General features: G+C 60.1%; 19 protein-coding genes. 8 read left to right on the forward strand and 11 right to left on the reverse strand.

Features of this window, described 5'->3' with window-relative positions; translation table 11 throughout:
• The first annotated feature begins 81 nt into the window (after positions 1-81).
• Positions 82-936, forward strand: coding sequence for a LysR substrate-binding domain-containing protein (locus tag J3P91_RS18910; RefSeq protein WP_420764840.1), 855 nt, complete (start codon positions 82-84; stop codon positions 934-936).
• Here the strand turns inward: J3P91_RS18910 and J3P91_RS18915 are convergent.
• Positions 926-1,663 carry a sulfite exporter TauE/SafE family protein gene (locus J3P91_RS18915; protein WP_434605175.1) on the reverse strand — a complete coding sequence of 246 codons (738 nt, stop codon included), beginning with the start codon at positions 1,661-1,663 and terminating at the stop codon, positions 926-928. The genes J3P91_RS18910 and J3P91_RS18915 overlap by 11 nt on opposite strands.
• Before the next feature lie 159 nt (positions 1,664-1,822).
• Between J3P91_RS18915 and J3P91_RS18920 the strand changes: the two genes are divergently transcribed.
• From J3P91_RS18920 to J3P91_RS18930, 3 genes are all read left to right on the forward strand, one after another.
• The gene (locus J3P91_RS18920; RefSeq protein ID WP_434572811.1) at positions 1,823-2,284 is read left to right on the forward strand and encodes a MarR family winged helix-turn-helix transcriptional regulator; all 462 of its coding nucleotides are present in this window, start codon (positions 1,823-1,825) and stop codon (positions 2,282-2,284) included.
• Between the two features lie 665 nt (positions 2,285-2,949).
• Positions 2,950-3,369, forward strand: coding sequence for an organic hydroperoxide resistance protein (locus J3P91_RS18925; protein ID WP_305499765.1), 420 nt, complete (start codon positions 2,950-2,952; stop codon positions 3,367-3,369).
• A gap of 35 nt (positions 3,370-3,404) precedes the next feature.
• The gene (locus J3P91_RS18930; RefSeq protein ID WP_434601401.1) at positions 3,405-4,418 is read left to right on the forward strand and encodes an alpha/beta hydrolase; all 1,014 of its coding nucleotides are present in this window, start codon (positions 3,405-3,407) and stop codon (positions 4,416-4,418) included.
• 89 nt (positions 4,419-4,507) lie between these two features.
• Here J3P91_RS18930 and J3P91_RS18935 read toward each other — a convergent pair whose 3' ends face one another.
• On the reverse strand, positions 4,508-5,077 hold the full coding sequence (locus tag J3P91_RS18935) for an elongation factor P (protein WP_003226785.1): 570 nt from the start codon (positions 5,075-5,077) through the stop codon (positions 4,508-4,510).
• Positions 5,078-5,125: 48 nt separating this feature from the next.
• Positions 5,126-6,259 carry an elongation factor P maturation arginine rhamnosyltransferase EarP gene (gene earP / locus J3P91_RS18940; protein WP_434601402.1) on the reverse strand — a complete coding sequence of 378 codons (1,134 nt, stop codon included), beginning with the start codon at positions 6,257-6,259 and terminating at the stop codon, positions 5,126-5,128.
• 123 nt (positions 6,260-6,382) lie between these two features.
• Here earP and J3P91_RS18945 point away from each other — a divergent pair, with 123 nt between their 5' ends.
• Positions 6,383-6,775: a hypothetical protein gene (locus J3P91_RS18945; RefSeq protein WP_434601403.1), complete on the forward strand. Its 393-nt coding sequence runs from the start codon at positions 6,383-6,385 to the stop codon at positions 6,773-6,775.
• A 2-nt stretch (positions 6,776-6,777) separates the two neighbouring features.
• Complete coding sequence (locus tag J3P91_RS18950) at positions 6,778-7,260, forward strand: GreA/GreB family elongation factor (protein WP_305499756.1); 483 nt, start codon at positions 6,778-6,780, stop codon at positions 7,258-7,260.
• 8 nt (positions 7,261-7,268) lie between these two features.
• On the opposite strand, the gene cysB is transcribed toward J3P91_RS18950, so the two are convergent.
• The 4 genes from cysB to J3P91_RS18970 all read right to left on the reverse strand — a co-directional run bounded on the left by cysB (position 7,269) and on the right by J3P91_RS18970 (position 10,803).
• A complete protein-coding gene (cysB, locus tag J3P91_RS18955; protein ID WP_003183769.1) occupies positions 7,269-8,243 on the reverse strand; it encodes an HTH-type transcriptional regulator CysB in 975 nt (324 codons plus the stop codon).
• A gap of 112 nt (positions 8,244-8,355) precedes the next feature.
• Positions 8,356-8,856 (reverse strand): universal stress protein, encoded by a 501-nt coding sequence (locus J3P91_RS18960; RefSeq protein WP_305499752.1) that lies wholly within the window; start codon positions 8,854-8,856, stop codon positions 8,356-8,358.
• A 67-nt stretch (positions 8,857-8,923) separates the two neighbouring features.
• A complete protein-coding gene (locus tag J3P91_RS18965; protein WP_434572801.1) occupies positions 8,924-9,829 on the reverse strand; it encodes a 5'-nucleotidase in 906 nt (301 codons plus the stop codon).
• Positions 9,830-9,849: 20 nt separating this feature from the next.
• A complete protein-coding gene (locus tag J3P91_RS18970; protein WP_434601404.1) occupies positions 9,850-10,803 on the reverse strand; it encodes a putative 2-dehydropantoate 2-reductase in 954 nt (317 codons plus the stop codon).
• A 265-nt stretch (positions 10,804-11,068) separates the two neighbouring features.
• Here J3P91_RS18970 and J3P91_RS18975 point away from each other — a divergent pair, with 265 nt between their 5' ends.
• Positions 11,069-12,145 (forward strand): 3-deoxy-7-phosphoheptulonate synthase, encoded by a 1,077-nt coding sequence (locus J3P91_RS18975; RefSeq protein ID WP_305499748.1) that lies wholly within the window; start codon positions 11,069-11,071, stop codon positions 12,143-12,145.
• A gap of 81 nt (positions 12,146-12,226) precedes the next feature.
• Here the strand turns inward: J3P91_RS18975 and J3P91_RS18980 are convergent, their stop codons facing one another.
• Complete coding sequence (locus J3P91_RS18980; protein WP_186610534.1) at positions 12,227-12,508, reverse strand: GNAT family N-acetyltransferase; 282 nt, start codon at positions 12,506-12,508, stop codon at positions 12,227-12,229.
• 636 nt (positions 12,509-13,144) lie between these two features.
• Here J3P91_RS18980 and oprI point away from each other — a divergent pair.
• Complete coding sequence (gene oprI / locus J3P91_RS18985) at positions 13,145-13,396, forward strand: outer membrane lipoprotei OprI (RefSeq protein WP_011335311.1); 252 nt, start codon at positions 13,145-13,147, stop codon at positions 13,394-13,396.
• 128 nt (positions 13,397-13,524) lie between these two features.
• Here the strand turns inward: oprI and J3P91_RS18990 are convergent, their stop codons facing one another.
• The 3 genes from J3P91_RS18990 to J3P91_RS19000 form a co-directional block, all read right to left on the reverse strand.
• Entirely contained in the window at positions 13,525-14,496 is a 972-nt protein-coding gene (locus tag J3P91_RS18990; RefSeq protein ID WP_305499745.1) for a L,D-transpeptidase family protein, read from the reverse strand.
• Between the two features lie 226 nt (positions 14,497-14,722).
• Positions 14,723-15,016 carry a hypothetical protein gene (locus tag J3P91_RS18995; protein ID WP_024776677.1) on the reverse strand — a complete coding sequence of 98 codons (294 nt, stop codon included), beginning with the start codon at positions 15,014-15,016 and terminating at the stop codon, positions 14,723-14,725.
• Positions 15,017-15,072: 56 nt separating this feature from the next.
• A complete protein-coding gene (locus J3P91_RS19000) occupies positions 15,073-15,678 on the reverse strand; it encodes an arylesterase (RefSeq protein ID WP_434601405.1) in 606 nt (201 codons plus the stop codon).
• Positions 15,679-15,683 lie beyond the last annotated feature (5 nt).

A 15,683-nucleotide genomic window follows, 5' to 3' on the forward strand; every position in this document is an offset into this window, starting at 1 on the left:
GGGGATGGCTCTAGTCTCGCGCCAGGGATAAGATCAATCCAACGAATGTTTCTTATGCAATACATCTCGGAGATTGATCAATTGTCGAGTTACCCGAGCATCGATACGGAAGTGCTGCGGACCTTCGTCGCCATCGCCGACCAGGGCGGCTTCACTCGCGCCGGGGAGCTGGTCAACCGTACGCAATCGGCCGTCAGCATGCAGATGAAGCGCCTGGAAGAGGACGTCTTGCAGCGCCGCCTGTTCGAGCGCGACGGGCGGCAGGTCAAGCTCACCGCCGAGGGCCAGGTGTTGCTGGGTTATGCCCGGCGGATCCTCAAGCTGCACAGTGAAGTGTTCAACACGCTGCGCGAACCGCACATGGTCGGCACGGTCCGCATCGGCACGCCGGACGATTATGTGATGCGCTTTTTGCCGGGAATCCTGCAGCGCTTCGCCCAGTTCTATCCACTGATCGAAATCGAAGTGCACTGCGAATCGTCCAAGCAACTGCTGCTGCGCCAGGATCTCGACCTGTCCATCGTCACTCGCAAACCAGGCGACGAGATCGGTCAGTTGCTGCGCAAGGAACGTTTTGTCTGGGCCGAGGCGGCCTGCTTCAACACTCATGAACAAACACCGCTGCCGCTGGCGATGTTCAACAGTGATTGTTTCTGTAGGCAATGGGCGTGCAATGCGCTGGACGCCATGGGGCGTGATTATCGCGTGGCGTACAACAGCTCAAGCCTGTCGGCGATCATGGCGGTGGTCGGCGCGGGTCTGGCGATCACCGCGCAACTGGAGAGCCTGCTGACCCCGGACATGCGCGTTCTCGGCGAGGCCGAGAACCTGCCGGAGCTGCCCGAGGCCAGCATCATGTTGATCCGCAACCTGCACAATCCGTCGCCGATCACCGAGTGCCTGGCCGAACACATCGTCGAAGGTTTCAAACTTTAAGCAGGAGCAACACCGCGCACAGCACCAGGAAACCGCAGAACAGCCCGCGCAGCAATCGCTCCGGCATCGCGTGGGCGACCTTCACCCCCCAACTGATGCTCATCAGCCCACCGAAAGCCAGGGGCAGCCCGATCCACCAGTTCACCTCATGGTGAAATGCATACGTGGCAAGGGTCACGCCGGTGCTGGGCAAGGCCAGCGCCAGGGATAACCCTTGGGCGACGACCTGGGAAGTGCCGAACACGCTGGTGAGTATTGGCGTGGCGACAACCGCCCCGCCTACACCAAACAGTCCGCCCATGGTGCCCGACGCAGCCCCCAGCACGGCTAGCCAAGGCCAGCCGTGGCGCATCTGCGCCGAAGCCGGCGCCGTCGCGGCGAACATGCGGATCAGGTTGTAGGCCGCCAGGACCACCAGGAACACCACAAAACCAATCCGCATGCTTTGCGCGTCAATGCCCACGGCCCAGATGGAGCCAAGCCACGCGAAGCAGAAGCCCATGGATGCCAGCGGCAGGACATGGCGCATTTCGATACGATTACGCTGGTGATAACGCCACAGCGCCAGCATCACGTTGGGGACGACCATCACCAATGCCGTACCTTGGGCGAGGTGCTGATCCAGGCCGAACCATACACCCAGCACTGGAATCGCGATCAGCCCGCCACCAATGCCGAACAATCCCCCCAAAGTGCCCAGCGCGGCGCCCAACAGCAAATACAGCATGACCTCGATCACAGACGACTCTCCCCTTAATCAGGGCGCCTATCCTACCCAGTTGGTGGTCACCAGGAAACGTAACGGCTGATCAATACGTCAGAATTATCTGGTGCATTAAAGGCTTGTCCGCTAGATTCGTAACGATCATTGATGAAAGGTTTTGCCATGACTACCCAACACGACACCCCCGATCCTTGCGAAGCCCTGCTGCTGGAAAACCAGGTCTGCTTCGCCCTGCACTCCACGTCGCTGTTGATGACCAAGGTCTACAAGCCGCTGCTCCAGGCGTTGGGCCTGACCTATCCGCAGTACCTGGCGATGATGGTGCTGTGGGAACAAGACGGGCTGACCGTCGGCGAAATCAGTAACCGCCTGCTCACCGACCCTGGCTCCCTGACCCCGCTGCTCAAGCGCCTGGAGGCCGAAGGCCTGTTGAGTCGCACCCGCAGCCGTGAAGATGAACGCGTGGTCATTGTCGAGCTGACCGAACAGGGCCGCGCCCTGCAGAAAAAGGCCCTCGACATCCCCCAATGCATCCTCGCCGCCAGCGGCCAGACGCTGGAGCAACTGAAAAAACTGCAACATGACCTGCAGGAACTGCGCGGGCATTTGCAGGACAGCCTTTGATTTTCTGACGCAGGCAATCCCTCTGGGAGCGAGCTTGCTCGCGAAGGCGCCGGCACCTCCAACATCGCCGCCAACTGAACCACCGCTTTCGCGAGCAGGCTCGCTCCCACATTGACCTTCACTGATCACAAAAATCCGTGACCACCACCAATCCCCTGTGGGAGCGAGCCTGCTCGCGAAGGCGCCGGCACCTCCAGCATCGCCGCCAACTGAACCACCGCTTTCGCGAGCAGGCTCGCTCCCACATTGACCTTCACTGGTCACAAAATCCTTGGCCACCACCAATCCCCTGTGGGAGCGAGCTTGCTCGCGAAGGCGCCGGCACCTCCAGCATCGCCGCCAACTGAACCACCGCTTTCGCGAGCAGGCTCGCTCCCACATTGACCTTCACTGGTCACAAAATCCGTGACCACCACCAATCCCCTGTGGGAGCGAGCTTGCTCGCGATAGCGTTGGCCGGACTGCCAGACCTCGTACATCAAAAAAGTTCAGCCCCCCCTAAACCGCTCTAAATCAAGGCTTTTAGCCATCCAGGGTTGATTTGTTCAGACCCATCTCAAAAATTTATATTGCGCGCAAAATATTTGCGCATTACATTCTCTCCACACCTACTTAGCGCGCAAACATTTAGCGCAACAAACCAACCATAAAACGAGGCGTCCACCATGAAAACTCTCTACACCGCAATCGCAACCTCCACCGGCGGCCGTGACGGTCGTGCCATCTCCAGCGACAACATCCTCGACGTCAAACTTGCCACGCCCAAGGAACTCGGCGGTGCGGGCGGTGCTGCGACCAACCCAGAGCAACTGTTCGCCGCCGGCTACTCGGCCTGCTTCATCGGCGCGCTGAAATTTGTCGCCAGCCAGAGCAAACGCAAGATCCCGGACGACGCCTCGATCACCGCTCACGTCGGCATCGGCCAGATCCCCGGTGGTTTCGGTCTCGACATCGACCTGCACATCAGCCTGCCAGGTCTTGACCAGGCCGACGCCCAAAGCCTTGTGGAAGCCGCTCACCAGGTTTGCCCGTACTCCAACGCCACCCGCGGCAACGTTGATGTTCGCCTGCACGTAACCGTCTAAACCCCTACCCCGGACCGACCTTCAAGGAGATTCACATGAACACCCTCAGCAAAGCCCTGACCGGCACCCTTCTCGCCCTGAGCATCAGCAACGCTTTCGCCGACGGCATCGTCGAGCACAACACCCAGGCGTTCCTTGACGCACTGAATGCCGGCACCGGCAAACCGCTGGAGCAGCTGTCGCCAAAAGATGCCCGTGCCGTACTGGTCGGCGCCCAGGCGGGGGTTAAGTTGACGCTGCCCAAGGCCGACGTCAGCGAGAAAACCATTCAGGTCGATGGCCAGTCGATCAGTCTGACCATCGTTCGTCCGGCCGGGGTCAAGGGTGAGCTGCCCGCGTTCATGTTCTTTCACGGCGGTGGCTGGGTACTGGGCGATTTCCCCACCCATGAACGACTGGTTCGGGATCTGGTGGCGGGTTCGGGTGCCGTTGCGGTGTTCGTCAACTACACACCATCGCCCGAGGCGCATTACCCGGTAGCGATCAACCAGGCCTACGCCGCGACAAAGTGGGTGGCCGAGAATGGCAAACAGATCAATGTCGATGGCAAGCGCCTGGCCGTAGCGGGCAACAGCGTCGGCGGCAACATGGCGGCGGTCGTCGCGCTGATGGCCAAGGACAAGGGTACGCCGGCGATCCGCTTCCAGGCATTGTTGTGGCCGGTGACCGACGCCAGCTTCGAGACGGCGTCCTACAACCAGTTCGCCGAAGGGCACTTCCTCAGCAAGAACATGATGAAGTGGTTCTGGGACAACTACACCACCGATGCCGGGCAGCGTAACGAGATCTATGCCTCGCCATTGCGGGCAACTGCCGCACAACTCAAGGGCCTGCCGCCGGCGCTGGTGCAGACCGCCGAGGCTGATGTGCTGCGCGACGAAGGTGAAGCCTACGCGCGCAAACTGGATGCGGCGGGTGTACCGGTTACAGCCGTGCGCTACAACGGCATGATCCACGACTATGGCTTGCTTAACGTTGTGAGCCAGGTGCCGGCGGTGCGTTCGGCGATGTTGCAGGCGTCCGAGGAACTCAAGCAACACCTGAAGTAATGGTGGAGCCACAGAGCCCGGATCGAAAATGAAGGAAATAAAAAGCCCGACTCAATGGTCGGGCTTTTCTTTCATACAGAAAGCTTCGCTTATTTAGCGCGGCCTTTGTAGGAACCGCCTTCGCGGGTATCGATCTCGATCATGTCGCCGATTTCGATGAAGTCAGCAACCGACAGTTCGGTGCCGTTCTTCAATTTGGCAGGCTTCATCACCTTGCCGGAAGTGTCACCGCGAGCGGAGCCTTCGGTGTAGTCAACCTGACGCACGATAGTGGTCGGCAGCTCCACGGAAACCAGGCGCTCTTCGAAGAATACGGCTTCGCAGACGTCGGTCATGCCTTCTTCAACGAATGGCAGGACGCTTTCGATGTCTTCGGCGTTCAGTTCGTACATGGTGTAGTCAGTGGTGTCCATGAACGTGTAGGTATCGCCGCTGATGAAAGACAGGGTCGCCTCTTTACGGTCCAGGATCACGTCGTCCAGCTTGTCGTCCGCACCGTAGACGGTTTCGGTCTTGTAGCCGGTCAGCAGGTTTTTCAGCTTGGTCTTCATGATCGCGCTGTTACGACCCGACTTGGTGAATTCAGCTTTCTGAACCAGCCAAGGATCGTTGTCGATACGAATCACGGTACCGGGTTTGAGTTCTTTACCAGTTTTCATTGCGAATATCCGAATTTGGATGGGATTTACAAAAATCTAGGCCGCGTATCATATCCAATTTCGGTAAAACTTCACCAGCGCCGTGGCAAGATCGGCTCGAGAGGCCTGTTTCTGGCACCACGCCTGGGCATGTTCGGCGAGCACCTGGTGTTGCTCGCAGGCGGCGCTCCAGTGCTCTGCCACGCCTTGGCCGGCGTTCCAGGCCCGCCAGAGACCGCTGATCGCTTTTTCCGCAGCCTCCGGGAGCCCCTCGGTATACAAGCGGAGAAACGCCTCGAGTTTTTCCAGGTGGACGTCTTCTTCCTGTTGATAGATATGCCAGAGCAGCGGCCGGCCGGCCCACTGCGCGCGCACGAAGGAGTCTTCGCCACGCACGGCGTTGAAATCACAGCACCACAACAGTTGGTCGTATTCATCCTGGCGCACGAAAGGCAGCACCTGTACGGTCAGGGCGCCACGGCGATGCACGGCACCGGCTTTCAGGCCGTCGATTCCAACCCAACGCTCCACATCGGCGAGAATGCGGCTCTCCGGAACCAGCACATGCGACGGACGAGCATCCGTCGCCAGCGCATCAAACCAGCTGGCCAAACCGTCGTTCTCATAGGCAAACAGCGAAATCAGCCGCGCCCCTGACTCGCGCTCGACACCCAATCCTTGCAGGAAAGCCTTTTGCGCCTCGCCATCCTGCTGAAATTCTCGACGACGCCCCAACAAACCGGCCTCCCGCAGCAAGCCACCCGTGCCCTCCTGAAAGCCCGGAAAAAAGAAATATTTCTGCACATGTTTGTACTTCACCGACGGCAAACCGTGACAACCGATCACCCAGTCCTCGGCGCTCAGGTAATCGAGGTTCATCCACAAAGGCGCCGCCGGACGCTCGGCCATCGCGTCCATGTAGGCGCTGGGCAACTGGCAGGCAAATGCGGCGATCACTACATCGGCAGCTTCGGTGGGCTGCCAGTCCTTGGGCCAGTGACGCACCTGTACGCCTTGCTGCCATTGCTCGGTCAGCGTGACATCGATAGACGGACATAACCGCTCGAAGGCGCGCAGGTCGTCGACCCACAGCCGCACCGCGCATTGATGCTCGGCGACCAATTGCCGAGCCAGGCGCCAGGTGACGCCGATGTCGCCATAGTTATCGACGACGGTGCAAAAAATATCCCAACGCACAGTCATTCCCGACTCCCTGTGGCAAAGCCTGATTGTCCCGCATTAAAGCCGTGAAGCAGAAGGGCCGACGGCGATTAATCTTCATGCGACAATCAGCGCATCCTCCATGTTCATCGCCAGGAAGCAGACATGCCCGACCACTCCTCTCCCCGCCTCACAACGTTGCAACTGACGCTGGGCATCGCCTTGGGTTTGTGGCTGGGATTCCTTGCCATCGTGCTGACGGGATGGCTGCTGTCCAGGTTTCTGTTCGATGAGCAACTGGCCCCGGTGGCCGCCGCGGTTCATCAATTGGCGCAGCCGCCGGCAGCACCGCCAGCCCCGGAGCCGACCCCAACGTCAACCCCAATGTTCGAGCAGTATCAACAGAACCTGCAGAAGAACGAGCAACGCCAGGCCCTCGACCAGGCCCGCAGCAACCCTCGCAACCTGTCCAACCCAAAGTGTCAATTCTGGCTCCAACAGGACCAGAACGCGCCTAGCGAGAAAAGCCGCGCCAATGTCCTGCAATTCTGCGAATGAACATGAACAAACAGACCGTCCACCAACTGATTCTCGACAAGCTCAGGATTGACCTCGATATCGCCGAACGCGCCGCGCAGACCGCCTACGAAACCGCGACCCACGAGGAAAATATCGCCGAAAACAAATACGACACCCTGGGCCTGGAGGCTTCGTACCTTGCGGCCGGGCAAGCCAGGCGCGTGGAGGAAATCCGCCAGGCACTGGTGCTCTGCCAGAACCTCGCGCTGAGACCTTACGATGAAGAACGCGGCATCCAGGTCGGCACATTGATCGGGCTGGAAGATGAGGAGGGTCGCCAGCAGTGGCTGTTCCTGGGACCCGACGCGGCGGGGCTGAAGGTCTCGCTGGTGGGGCAGCCGATTACCGTCATCACCCCTCGCTCACCGCTGGGACGAGGCCTGTTGGGCAAATTCGAAGGGGATGAAGTGGAGATCGTCGTGGCAGGCGCCCGGCAACAGTTCGCTGTCACCGAGGCGATCTAGAGGTCTGCTTAATGCACCGGCAGTTCGACGCCGTCGAACAGTTCTTCGAGTTCCTGCTTGTTGTGGCACTGGATGGCCTTGGCCATGACTTCCCGGGTCAGGTGCGGGGCAAATTTCTCGATGAAATCGCACATGAATCCGCGCAGGAACGTACCGCGGCGGAAACCGATCTTGGTCACGCTGGATTCGAACAACTCGCTCGCATCCAGAACCACCAGGTCATTGTCGAGCTTGGTGTCGACCGCCATCTTCGCGACGATACCCACGCCCAGTCCGAGGCGCACATAGGTCTTGATGACGTCGGCGTCGGCAGCGGTGAACACCACTTTCGGGGTCAGGCCGCGATGGCTGAAGGCTTCGTCGAGTTTCGAGCGACCGGTGAAACCGAACACATAAGTCACGATCGGGTATTCGGCCAGCGCTTCGAGGGTCAGCTTCGGCAGCTTGGTCAGCGGGTGCCCCTGAGGCACGACCACGCAGCGGTTCCAGCGATAGCACGGCATCATCACCAGGTCCCCGAACAGCTCCAGGGCCTCGGTGGCAATGGCGAAATCGACGGTGCCGTCAGCGGCCATTTCGGCGATCTGCATCGGCGACCCCTGGTGCATGTGCAGCGCCACGTCAGGGTATTGCTTGATGAAATTGCTGATAACCGGCGGCAAGGCATAACGCGCCTGGGTGTGGGTGGTCGCGATGGACAGGGTGCCTTTTTTCTCGTTGGAGAATTCCTGGGCGATCTGCTTGATGCTTTCGACCTTGCGCAGGATCTCGCCGGCGGTGGTGATGATGCGTTCACCGGCGGGAGTGACGCGAGTCAGGTGCTTGCCGCTGCGGGCGAAGACTTCGACGCCCAGCTCGTCTTCCAGGAGGCGGATCTGCTTGCTGATGCCAGGTTGCGACGTGTAGAGGCTTTGAGCGGTTGCGGAAACGTTGAGGTCGTGGTGCGCCACTTCCCAGATGTAGCGCAGTTGTTGAAGCTTCATATGTATCCCTCAAAGCAGTTGGACGTCACGGGCATCAGCGACGGTGTATATAACTATATGAATGGTCGCACCAATAAATCTAGAACTTTTTATAAAAAGCCATCATTTAGCCTCAAGCTTCGCCCTGGCGCCTGCGCTGGACCAGCGGCACCAGGTAGACCGGCACGCGGGATAACTGCAATACCCGCGCGGCGGTCCTGCCCAACGGCGTCTCGCCGCTCGCCCCCTGGCAATGACTGCCTACGATCAGCAAATCGACGGAGAGTTTCGCAGCCTGTTCAAGAATGACCTGGGAGGGGTCGCCCTGGAACACCCGAACCGACTTGATCAATTTCAGGTCCTGCTGCCCCTCGCCCAACTCTTCGCGAAAATTGTCGAGGACCCGCTGCTCGATGTTAGCCATCACCGTACTCAGACCCTGGCGATGAAATTCGTTCAACGCCTGCTCGTCGAGATAGCTCTGCAACACCGATTCGGCGAACAGCCCCATCGGCTCTACCGCATGCACCACATACAACTCGGCTTCAAACGTCCGTGCCAACGCCAAGGCATGCTGCATCACATACGGGGCGTACAGCCCCAGGTCCGTGGCATACAGCATCGAACGAATCATGTGACCTCCTCGAGTGCCAGGATGGCGGAGATTGATTCAGCTTAGCAGCGCCCCGGGGAACGGGCGCTCAGGGCTTCACTTCGTTACTGATGCCGTGGGGCACATGCCCGGTGGCGACCACTTCCCGGGCAAGTTCGCAGTGCCCGGTCTGGTCGTCGAAAAACACGTCGGCGGCAAATGCTTCGAGGAAGGCGGACTTGGTCAGGCCGCCGAGAAACAGCGACTCGTCCAGGCGGATGTCCCATTCGCGCAACGTGCGGATGACCCGCTCATGGGCCGGCGCCGAACGGGCGGTGACCAGCGCGGTCCGGATCGGGCAGGCGTCCTCGGGGAATTCGCGTTGCAGCGCATTGAGCGCCGCCAGGAACCCCTTGAACGGCCCTCCTCGCAGCGGCTCGCGCGCGGCCTGGCGTTCGCTGGCCTGGAACGCCTCCAGGCCACCAGCCTGATAGACGCGCTCAGACTCGTCGGAAAACAGCACCGCGTCGCCGTCAAAGGCGATGCGCAGCTCTTCGCTGGCGGCGCGGCTGGCACCGCCCGAAAGGATCGTCGCCGCGGCAAATCCGGCATCCAGGGCACTGCGTACATCTTCAGCGTGAGTGGAGAGAAACAGATCGCAGCCGAACGCCTTGAGGTACGGGTATGGGCTGCGACCGCCGACAAACGCGGCACGGGAAATCGCCAGTCCATAGTGGTGAATCGAGTTGAATACCCGCAGGCCGGTGTCGGCGCTGTTACGCGAAACCAGGATGACCTCGACGCGGGCACGGCCCAGGTGCTCATTGAGGTTGAGCAGTTTCTGCACGAGCGCGAAGGCATCCCCCGGTTCAAGGACTTCATCCTCGTGTTCGATCTGGTATTGCCGATAGGCTTCGACGCCCCCCGACAGGTACACCTTGTGGCTTTCGCTCAGGTCGAAAAGCGCTCGCGACGAAATCGCCAGCACCAGCCTGTCATCGATATTGTTTGCCATGCTTCCCCCGTTTCGTCCGATCAGCGGTTGCGTCGATCGATGAACGCCAGTGCCTGATACAAGGCTTCGATTTTCGGCAACTCGCACCCCGCCGCCCTGGCCCTCGCCAGTGGCCGAGCGTAGATCGCCTCCAGCTCCAACGGGCGCCGTTGGGAATAGTCGTGGTACATGCTGGGCCAATAGTCGGGCATTTTTCCGGTCATCGTGAACAGATATTCCGCGTAGCCTGGCGCGATCTCATGACCGCAGGCTTGTGCGCCACGCACCACTTCAGCCATCAGCGCCTGGATCAGTCCACGACTGTGGTCGTCGGCCATCAACGGCGTGGTGCTCGCGCCAAGCAGAACCGAAAGGCCGTTATAGGGCACGTTCCACACCAGTTTCTGCCAGCGTGCCTGCCCGAGGTCTGGCATGGCCTGGGAATCCAGGCCCGCAGCCCGGAACAGCCCCGCTCCCTCCTCGACGATCGCCATGCGTGCGGCCTGATCCGTCCCAGCACCGCTGTGGTAACCGATGTTGATTGCCCCGAGCGCCTGGTGGGCAATGACGCCCGGGCCGAGCCGATTGACGCAGATCAGGCACAAGCCGCCAAGCAGGTGCAGTGAATCGGGTAACAGTGGTCGCAGTTCCTCTTCGACATCGAGGCCATTCTGCAGCAACAGGACTTTCGCGCCGTCGGCCGCGGCCTGGATGATGGCTGGGGCCAGGTCGGCATTGCTGGTGGTCTTGGCACCGACCAGCAGCCAGTCGCAAGGCGGCATGTCGGCCGCCGAGCGATAGGCCTGGGCCGGCTGGAGCGTCAGCGCGCCATGCACCGCGCTGTCGACCCGCAGGCCAGCCTCGGCCACGGCGGCAAATTCGCTGCGCAGCAGAAAGTGAACGTCGTAGCCGGCACGAGCCAGCATCACGCCATAGAACCCGCCAATCGCGCCGGTGCCGATCACCCCGATCCTCGGTTTACCGCCTGCCTGCATCACACGACTCCTCTGGTGAACAATCCCTGCACACTATCGGCGCGAGCGGCCAGGCATGCAAACGTCCTTACACCCGGTTACCTATTCCTTCGCGGGCCGACTCGATCACGGTTACCCGGAAAATAGGGGAGTAAACCCGCCCCTGCCCATTGTCGAGCCACCTCTTAACGCGCTAAGGTTCGGCTCCCCGCCGCGCTTAAATCCGCTGTGCACCGCCGCGCGGGGATCGCTGGCGGCCGGCACCCGTGACCTGACGAGTAACACGATGGCTGATTTACCGATCAATGACCTTAACGTCGCCTCCAACGAGACCCTCATCACGCCTGACCAGCTCAAGCGCGATATCCCCCTGAGCGATGCTGCGCTGCGCACCGTGACCAAGGGCCGGGAAGTCATCCGCAACATTCTCGACGGCACCGACCATCGCCTGTTCGTGGTCATCGGGCCCTGCTCGATCCATGACATCAAGGCCGCCCATGAATATGCCGAGCGCCTGAAAGTGCTCGCGGCGGAAGTCTCCGACACCTTGTACCTGGTGATGCGGGTGTATTTCGAAAAGCCCCGGACCACCGTCGGCTGGAAAGGCCTGATCAACGACCCTTACCTGGACGACTCCTTCAAGATCCAGGATGGCCTGCACATCGGTCGCCAGTTGCTGCTGGACCTGGCCGAAATGGGCTTGCCCACCGCCACCGAAGCCCTGGACCCGATCTCCCCGCAATACCTGCAGGACCTGATCAGCTGGTCGGCCATCGGCGCGCGCACCACCGAATCCCAGACCCACCGCGAAATGGCTTCCGGCCTGTCATCTGCAGTGGGCTTCAAGAACGGCACCGACGGCGGCCTCACCGTGGCGATCAACGCCTTGCAATCGGTGTCCAGTCCTCACCGTTTCCTGGGCATCAACCAGGAAGGCGGCGTTTCGATCGTCACCACCAAGGGCAACGCCTACGGCCACGTCGTGCTGCGTGGCGGCAACGGCAAGCCGAACTATGACTCGGTCAGCGTCGCGCTGTGCGAGCAGGCGCTGAACAAGGCGAACATCAAGCCGAACATCATGGTTGATTGCAGCCACGCCAACTCCAACAAGGATCCGGCATTGCAGCCGCTGGTGATGGAAAACGTCGCCAACCAGATCCTCGAGGGCAACCAGTCGATCATCGGCCTGATGGTCGAAAGCCATTTGAACTGGGGCTGCCAGGCGATTCCGAAGGATCTTGCCGATTTGCAGTACGGCGTCTCCATCACCGATGCCTGCATCGACTGGAGCGCCACCGAAAAGACCCTGCGCGGCATGCACGCCAAACTCAAGGACGTGCTGCCAAAGCGTCAGCGCAGCTGATCGGGCTTTATCCCCCAAACTTCAACACATAAAAAAACGCCGGGCTTCTCAGTCCGGCGTTTTTTATCGGGAATCATTGCGTCAGAGCTTCGCCGCGTGCCGCTGGTGCCGCTCCATGTAGCGCTCCACATAGGAGCAGGACGGGATTACCGTGTAGCCCATTTCTTCAGCATACTTCAACGCCTCTTCGGTCAACTTCGCAGCAATCCCCCTGCCACGCAGCGCGTTAGGCACGAAGGTGCGATAGATGTCCAGCGTCTGTTTGCCCAGGTCCATGTAGGTCAGATAGGCACGATGACCGTCCACAATGGTCTCGAACTGATGACCAGCCTGGTCATGGTGGATGGAAACCGCCTCGCTCATCACTACTCCTCGCGGGTCTGAATGCCGACCCCTACCTTACCGATGTTTTTCCGGCGAAGGAACATCTACGCCACCCCGTGCCTGTCTGGTCACCGAGCGCAAAAAACCAATCGCTCAAACCCGAGCACGTCGTGAATAGTAGGCACCAATGACGCAAATGCTCAAGGCACGCCTGTCACCGAGGTGTTAAACCCCGACGGGTTTATCGATTGAGCGACACGGTCGCGCGGTAGTCGCCCAAGGCGCAATAGGTGAACATCGCCAGTTGTTGAGTCTTGGACGAGCGCCGATTGTTAAAGTCACCGTCACCGGCAATAAAAAGATGCCGGGACGATTGCACAAAAAATGAACAAAACTCTAAGGGAATCAATAAACAGCGACTTTAGCGCAGGCCTGTGAGTTGTCGCGTCAACGGAACTTTTCTTCATCGCCGTGCTCCATTCCGGGGCTTGGCGCTGGATATTCTTCAAACACCGCTCGGAAAAGTTGCTTGAAAAAGAATCACCGCCTACAATTTTTTTGCTTCTTGCGCTACGTCAGTTTACTTACTACAAGTAATGAGTAGTATGTACGCCGGCTAACTCCTCACTCTGGGGAGACAGTCACTAAATAGAAAGTCCTTTGAAGGGGAACACGATGAACAACGTTCTGAAATTCTCTGCTCTGGCCCTGGCCGCAGTTCTGGCTACCGGTTGCAGCAGCGCATCGAAAGAAACCGAAGCACGTCTGACTGCCACCGAAGACGCAGCAGCTCGCGCCCAAGCTCGTGCAGACGAAGCCTACCGCAAAGCTGATGAAGCTCTGGCTGCTGCTCAAAAAGCACAACAGACTGCTGACGAAGCTAACGAGCGTGCTCTGCGCATGCTGGAAAAAGCTAGCCGCAAGTAATAGTCCTTCGGGATTGTTATCGAGCCGACCCATTACTGGGTCGGCTTTTTTATTGCCCGGAGTTTTCCCCGGCGATAAAAAACCCGCCGACATCCTTGGATGTGGGCGGGTCAGGTTGGCGCGTCGCCCTATTGCGTCAGGTCGATCGGCGCGCTCGATACCATCGGTGCCGAGGCACTCGGAACAGCGATCTCTATCGGCAGGCCGTCTTCAGCGGCCACCACGTCACGCACCACATCCCAGTTCATGCGCAAGTTGCTGGTGATGTCCTCACGCTTGAGCATCGCGTTGATGACCGCGGTGTGTTTATCCACCACCGACGGGTTGCCCTTGTCGTCCAGCGGAGTGTGGGCTTCCAGGTAAACCTTGCCGCCACTCAGGCCCAGTTTGTACGGGTCGTTGATGATCCGGACCGAAGTCCCCACCGGCACCATGCCGGCCATCTCCAGCACGTTGTTGTTGAACATCCGGAAGCAGCCGTGGCTGGTACGCATGCCGATGCCGAATTTCTTGTTCGAGCCATGGATCAGGTAACCCGGCGTTCCCAGCGTGAACTTGAACGGGCCCAGCGGGTTATCGGGGCCTGCCGGAACCACATTTGGCAAGGGATCGCCGTCGGCGGCATGTTCAGCCTTGATCGAGGCCGGCGGGGTCCACGTCGGGTTTGGCGTCTTGGCGATGATGCTGGTGTGGGCGATGGGCGAGCCCCAACCTTCGCGACCGATTCCCAGCGGGAAGGTGTAGACCACGTTCCGCCCCTTGGGGAAATAATAGAGGCGGTATTCCGCGAGGTTGATCACGATGCCTTCGCGCGGGCCCGGTGGCAGGATGAAACGGGTCGGCAAGACGATTTCAGTGCCAGCACCCGGCAACCACGGATCAACGCCCGGGTTGGCGGCGACCATCTCGGTGTAACCCAGGTCATAGGTGGTGCCCAGGTCAGCGAAGGTGTCTTCGTATTTGGCCTTGATGACCTGCACCTGGCCGATGATGTCTTCACCCGGTGGCGGCAGAGGCAACTCCAATGCAGCAACGGGACCCGCCATACACAGGGCGGCAAGAGACAGGCAGCGGGCGACGGCAGGCAAGCGCGGCAACATCCGGGAAATCCTTCGCAGATCGAACAGAGGGTATGAAAACGCGATTGTACACTGCGTCCCGTTATTTCGGGGAGAGCGGCGCCGATGCGTCCGATGTGTAGCAGTCATCAAGCTGGTGAGCCCTTGTGGGAGCGAGCTTGCTCGCGATAGCGGTGGGTCTGTATGCACTGTATTGAATGTGCCGGCCAGATCGCGAGCAAGCTCGCTCCCACACTGGTCGCGCTGATCACAACTCGAACCGCAGCTCCGGCCAGATCGGCGAGGTACCGCGCTTCTGCGATTCCAGGATCGCCCGGCACAAGGAGCAGAGGCGATGGTCCTGGAAAATCCTGCGGTCGACGGCCGACCAGCGTGGCTGCGCCGGCAAAAGACTGCCGCAAAGGGTCCGGTCGGCCGAGCCGCCGAGCTCCAGCTGCCGGGTCACCAGATGCACCCGCACTTCCTGGCAGGCGAACAGATCCAGCTGTTCGTCAGGCTCGATCAGTTGGTAGGCAAACAGGGACCAGGCGGGACGCGGCATCGGGGGCTCCAAATCGGGGGCGCCACATTAGCCGAAAGACCGCCTGTAGAAAAGCGTCAAAGCAGCGGTTTCAGCGTCGGCCAGACATTTTCCAGCAACTTGCCCTGGGCCGCGACGGACGGGTGCAATCCGTCGCCCTGCATCATTCCCTGGACGCCGCCGACATCCTTGAGGAAAAACGGCACCAGCGGGACGTTTTTCTCCTCGGCCAAGGTGCTGTAGACCTTCGAGAAAGCCTCGGTGTAGCGTCGCCCATAGTTCGGCGGCAATTGCATGCCCAGCAAAAGCACCTTGGAACCGCTGGCGCGGGAGCTGTCGATCATCGCTGCAAGGTTTTGTTGCAATTGTGTTGGCGGCTGTCCACGCAGGCCATCGTTGCCTCCCAACTCCAGGACCACCAGCTCCGGCTTATGGGCTGCAAGCAGCGTCGGCAGGCGCGCCAAGCCGCCTGCGCTGGTGTCGCCACTGATCGATGCATTGACCACTTTGTCGTCGAAACCCTCGGCCTTGAGCCGTTGTTCCAGCAACGACACCCAACCTTGGCGGGTATCCAGGCCGAAAGCCGCGCTGATACTATCGCCAACGATCAGGACTGTACCCGCCGCTGCGTTCTGGACCATGCACATCAAGGCCAGGCCGGCACTCAAAAACCACACTCGCATCGGAT

This window comes from Pseudomonas sp. Z4-7 (assembly GCF_051131965.1).
GTDB lineage: Bacteria > Pseudomonadota > Gammaproteobacteria > Pseudomonadales > Pseudomonadaceae > Aquipseudomonas.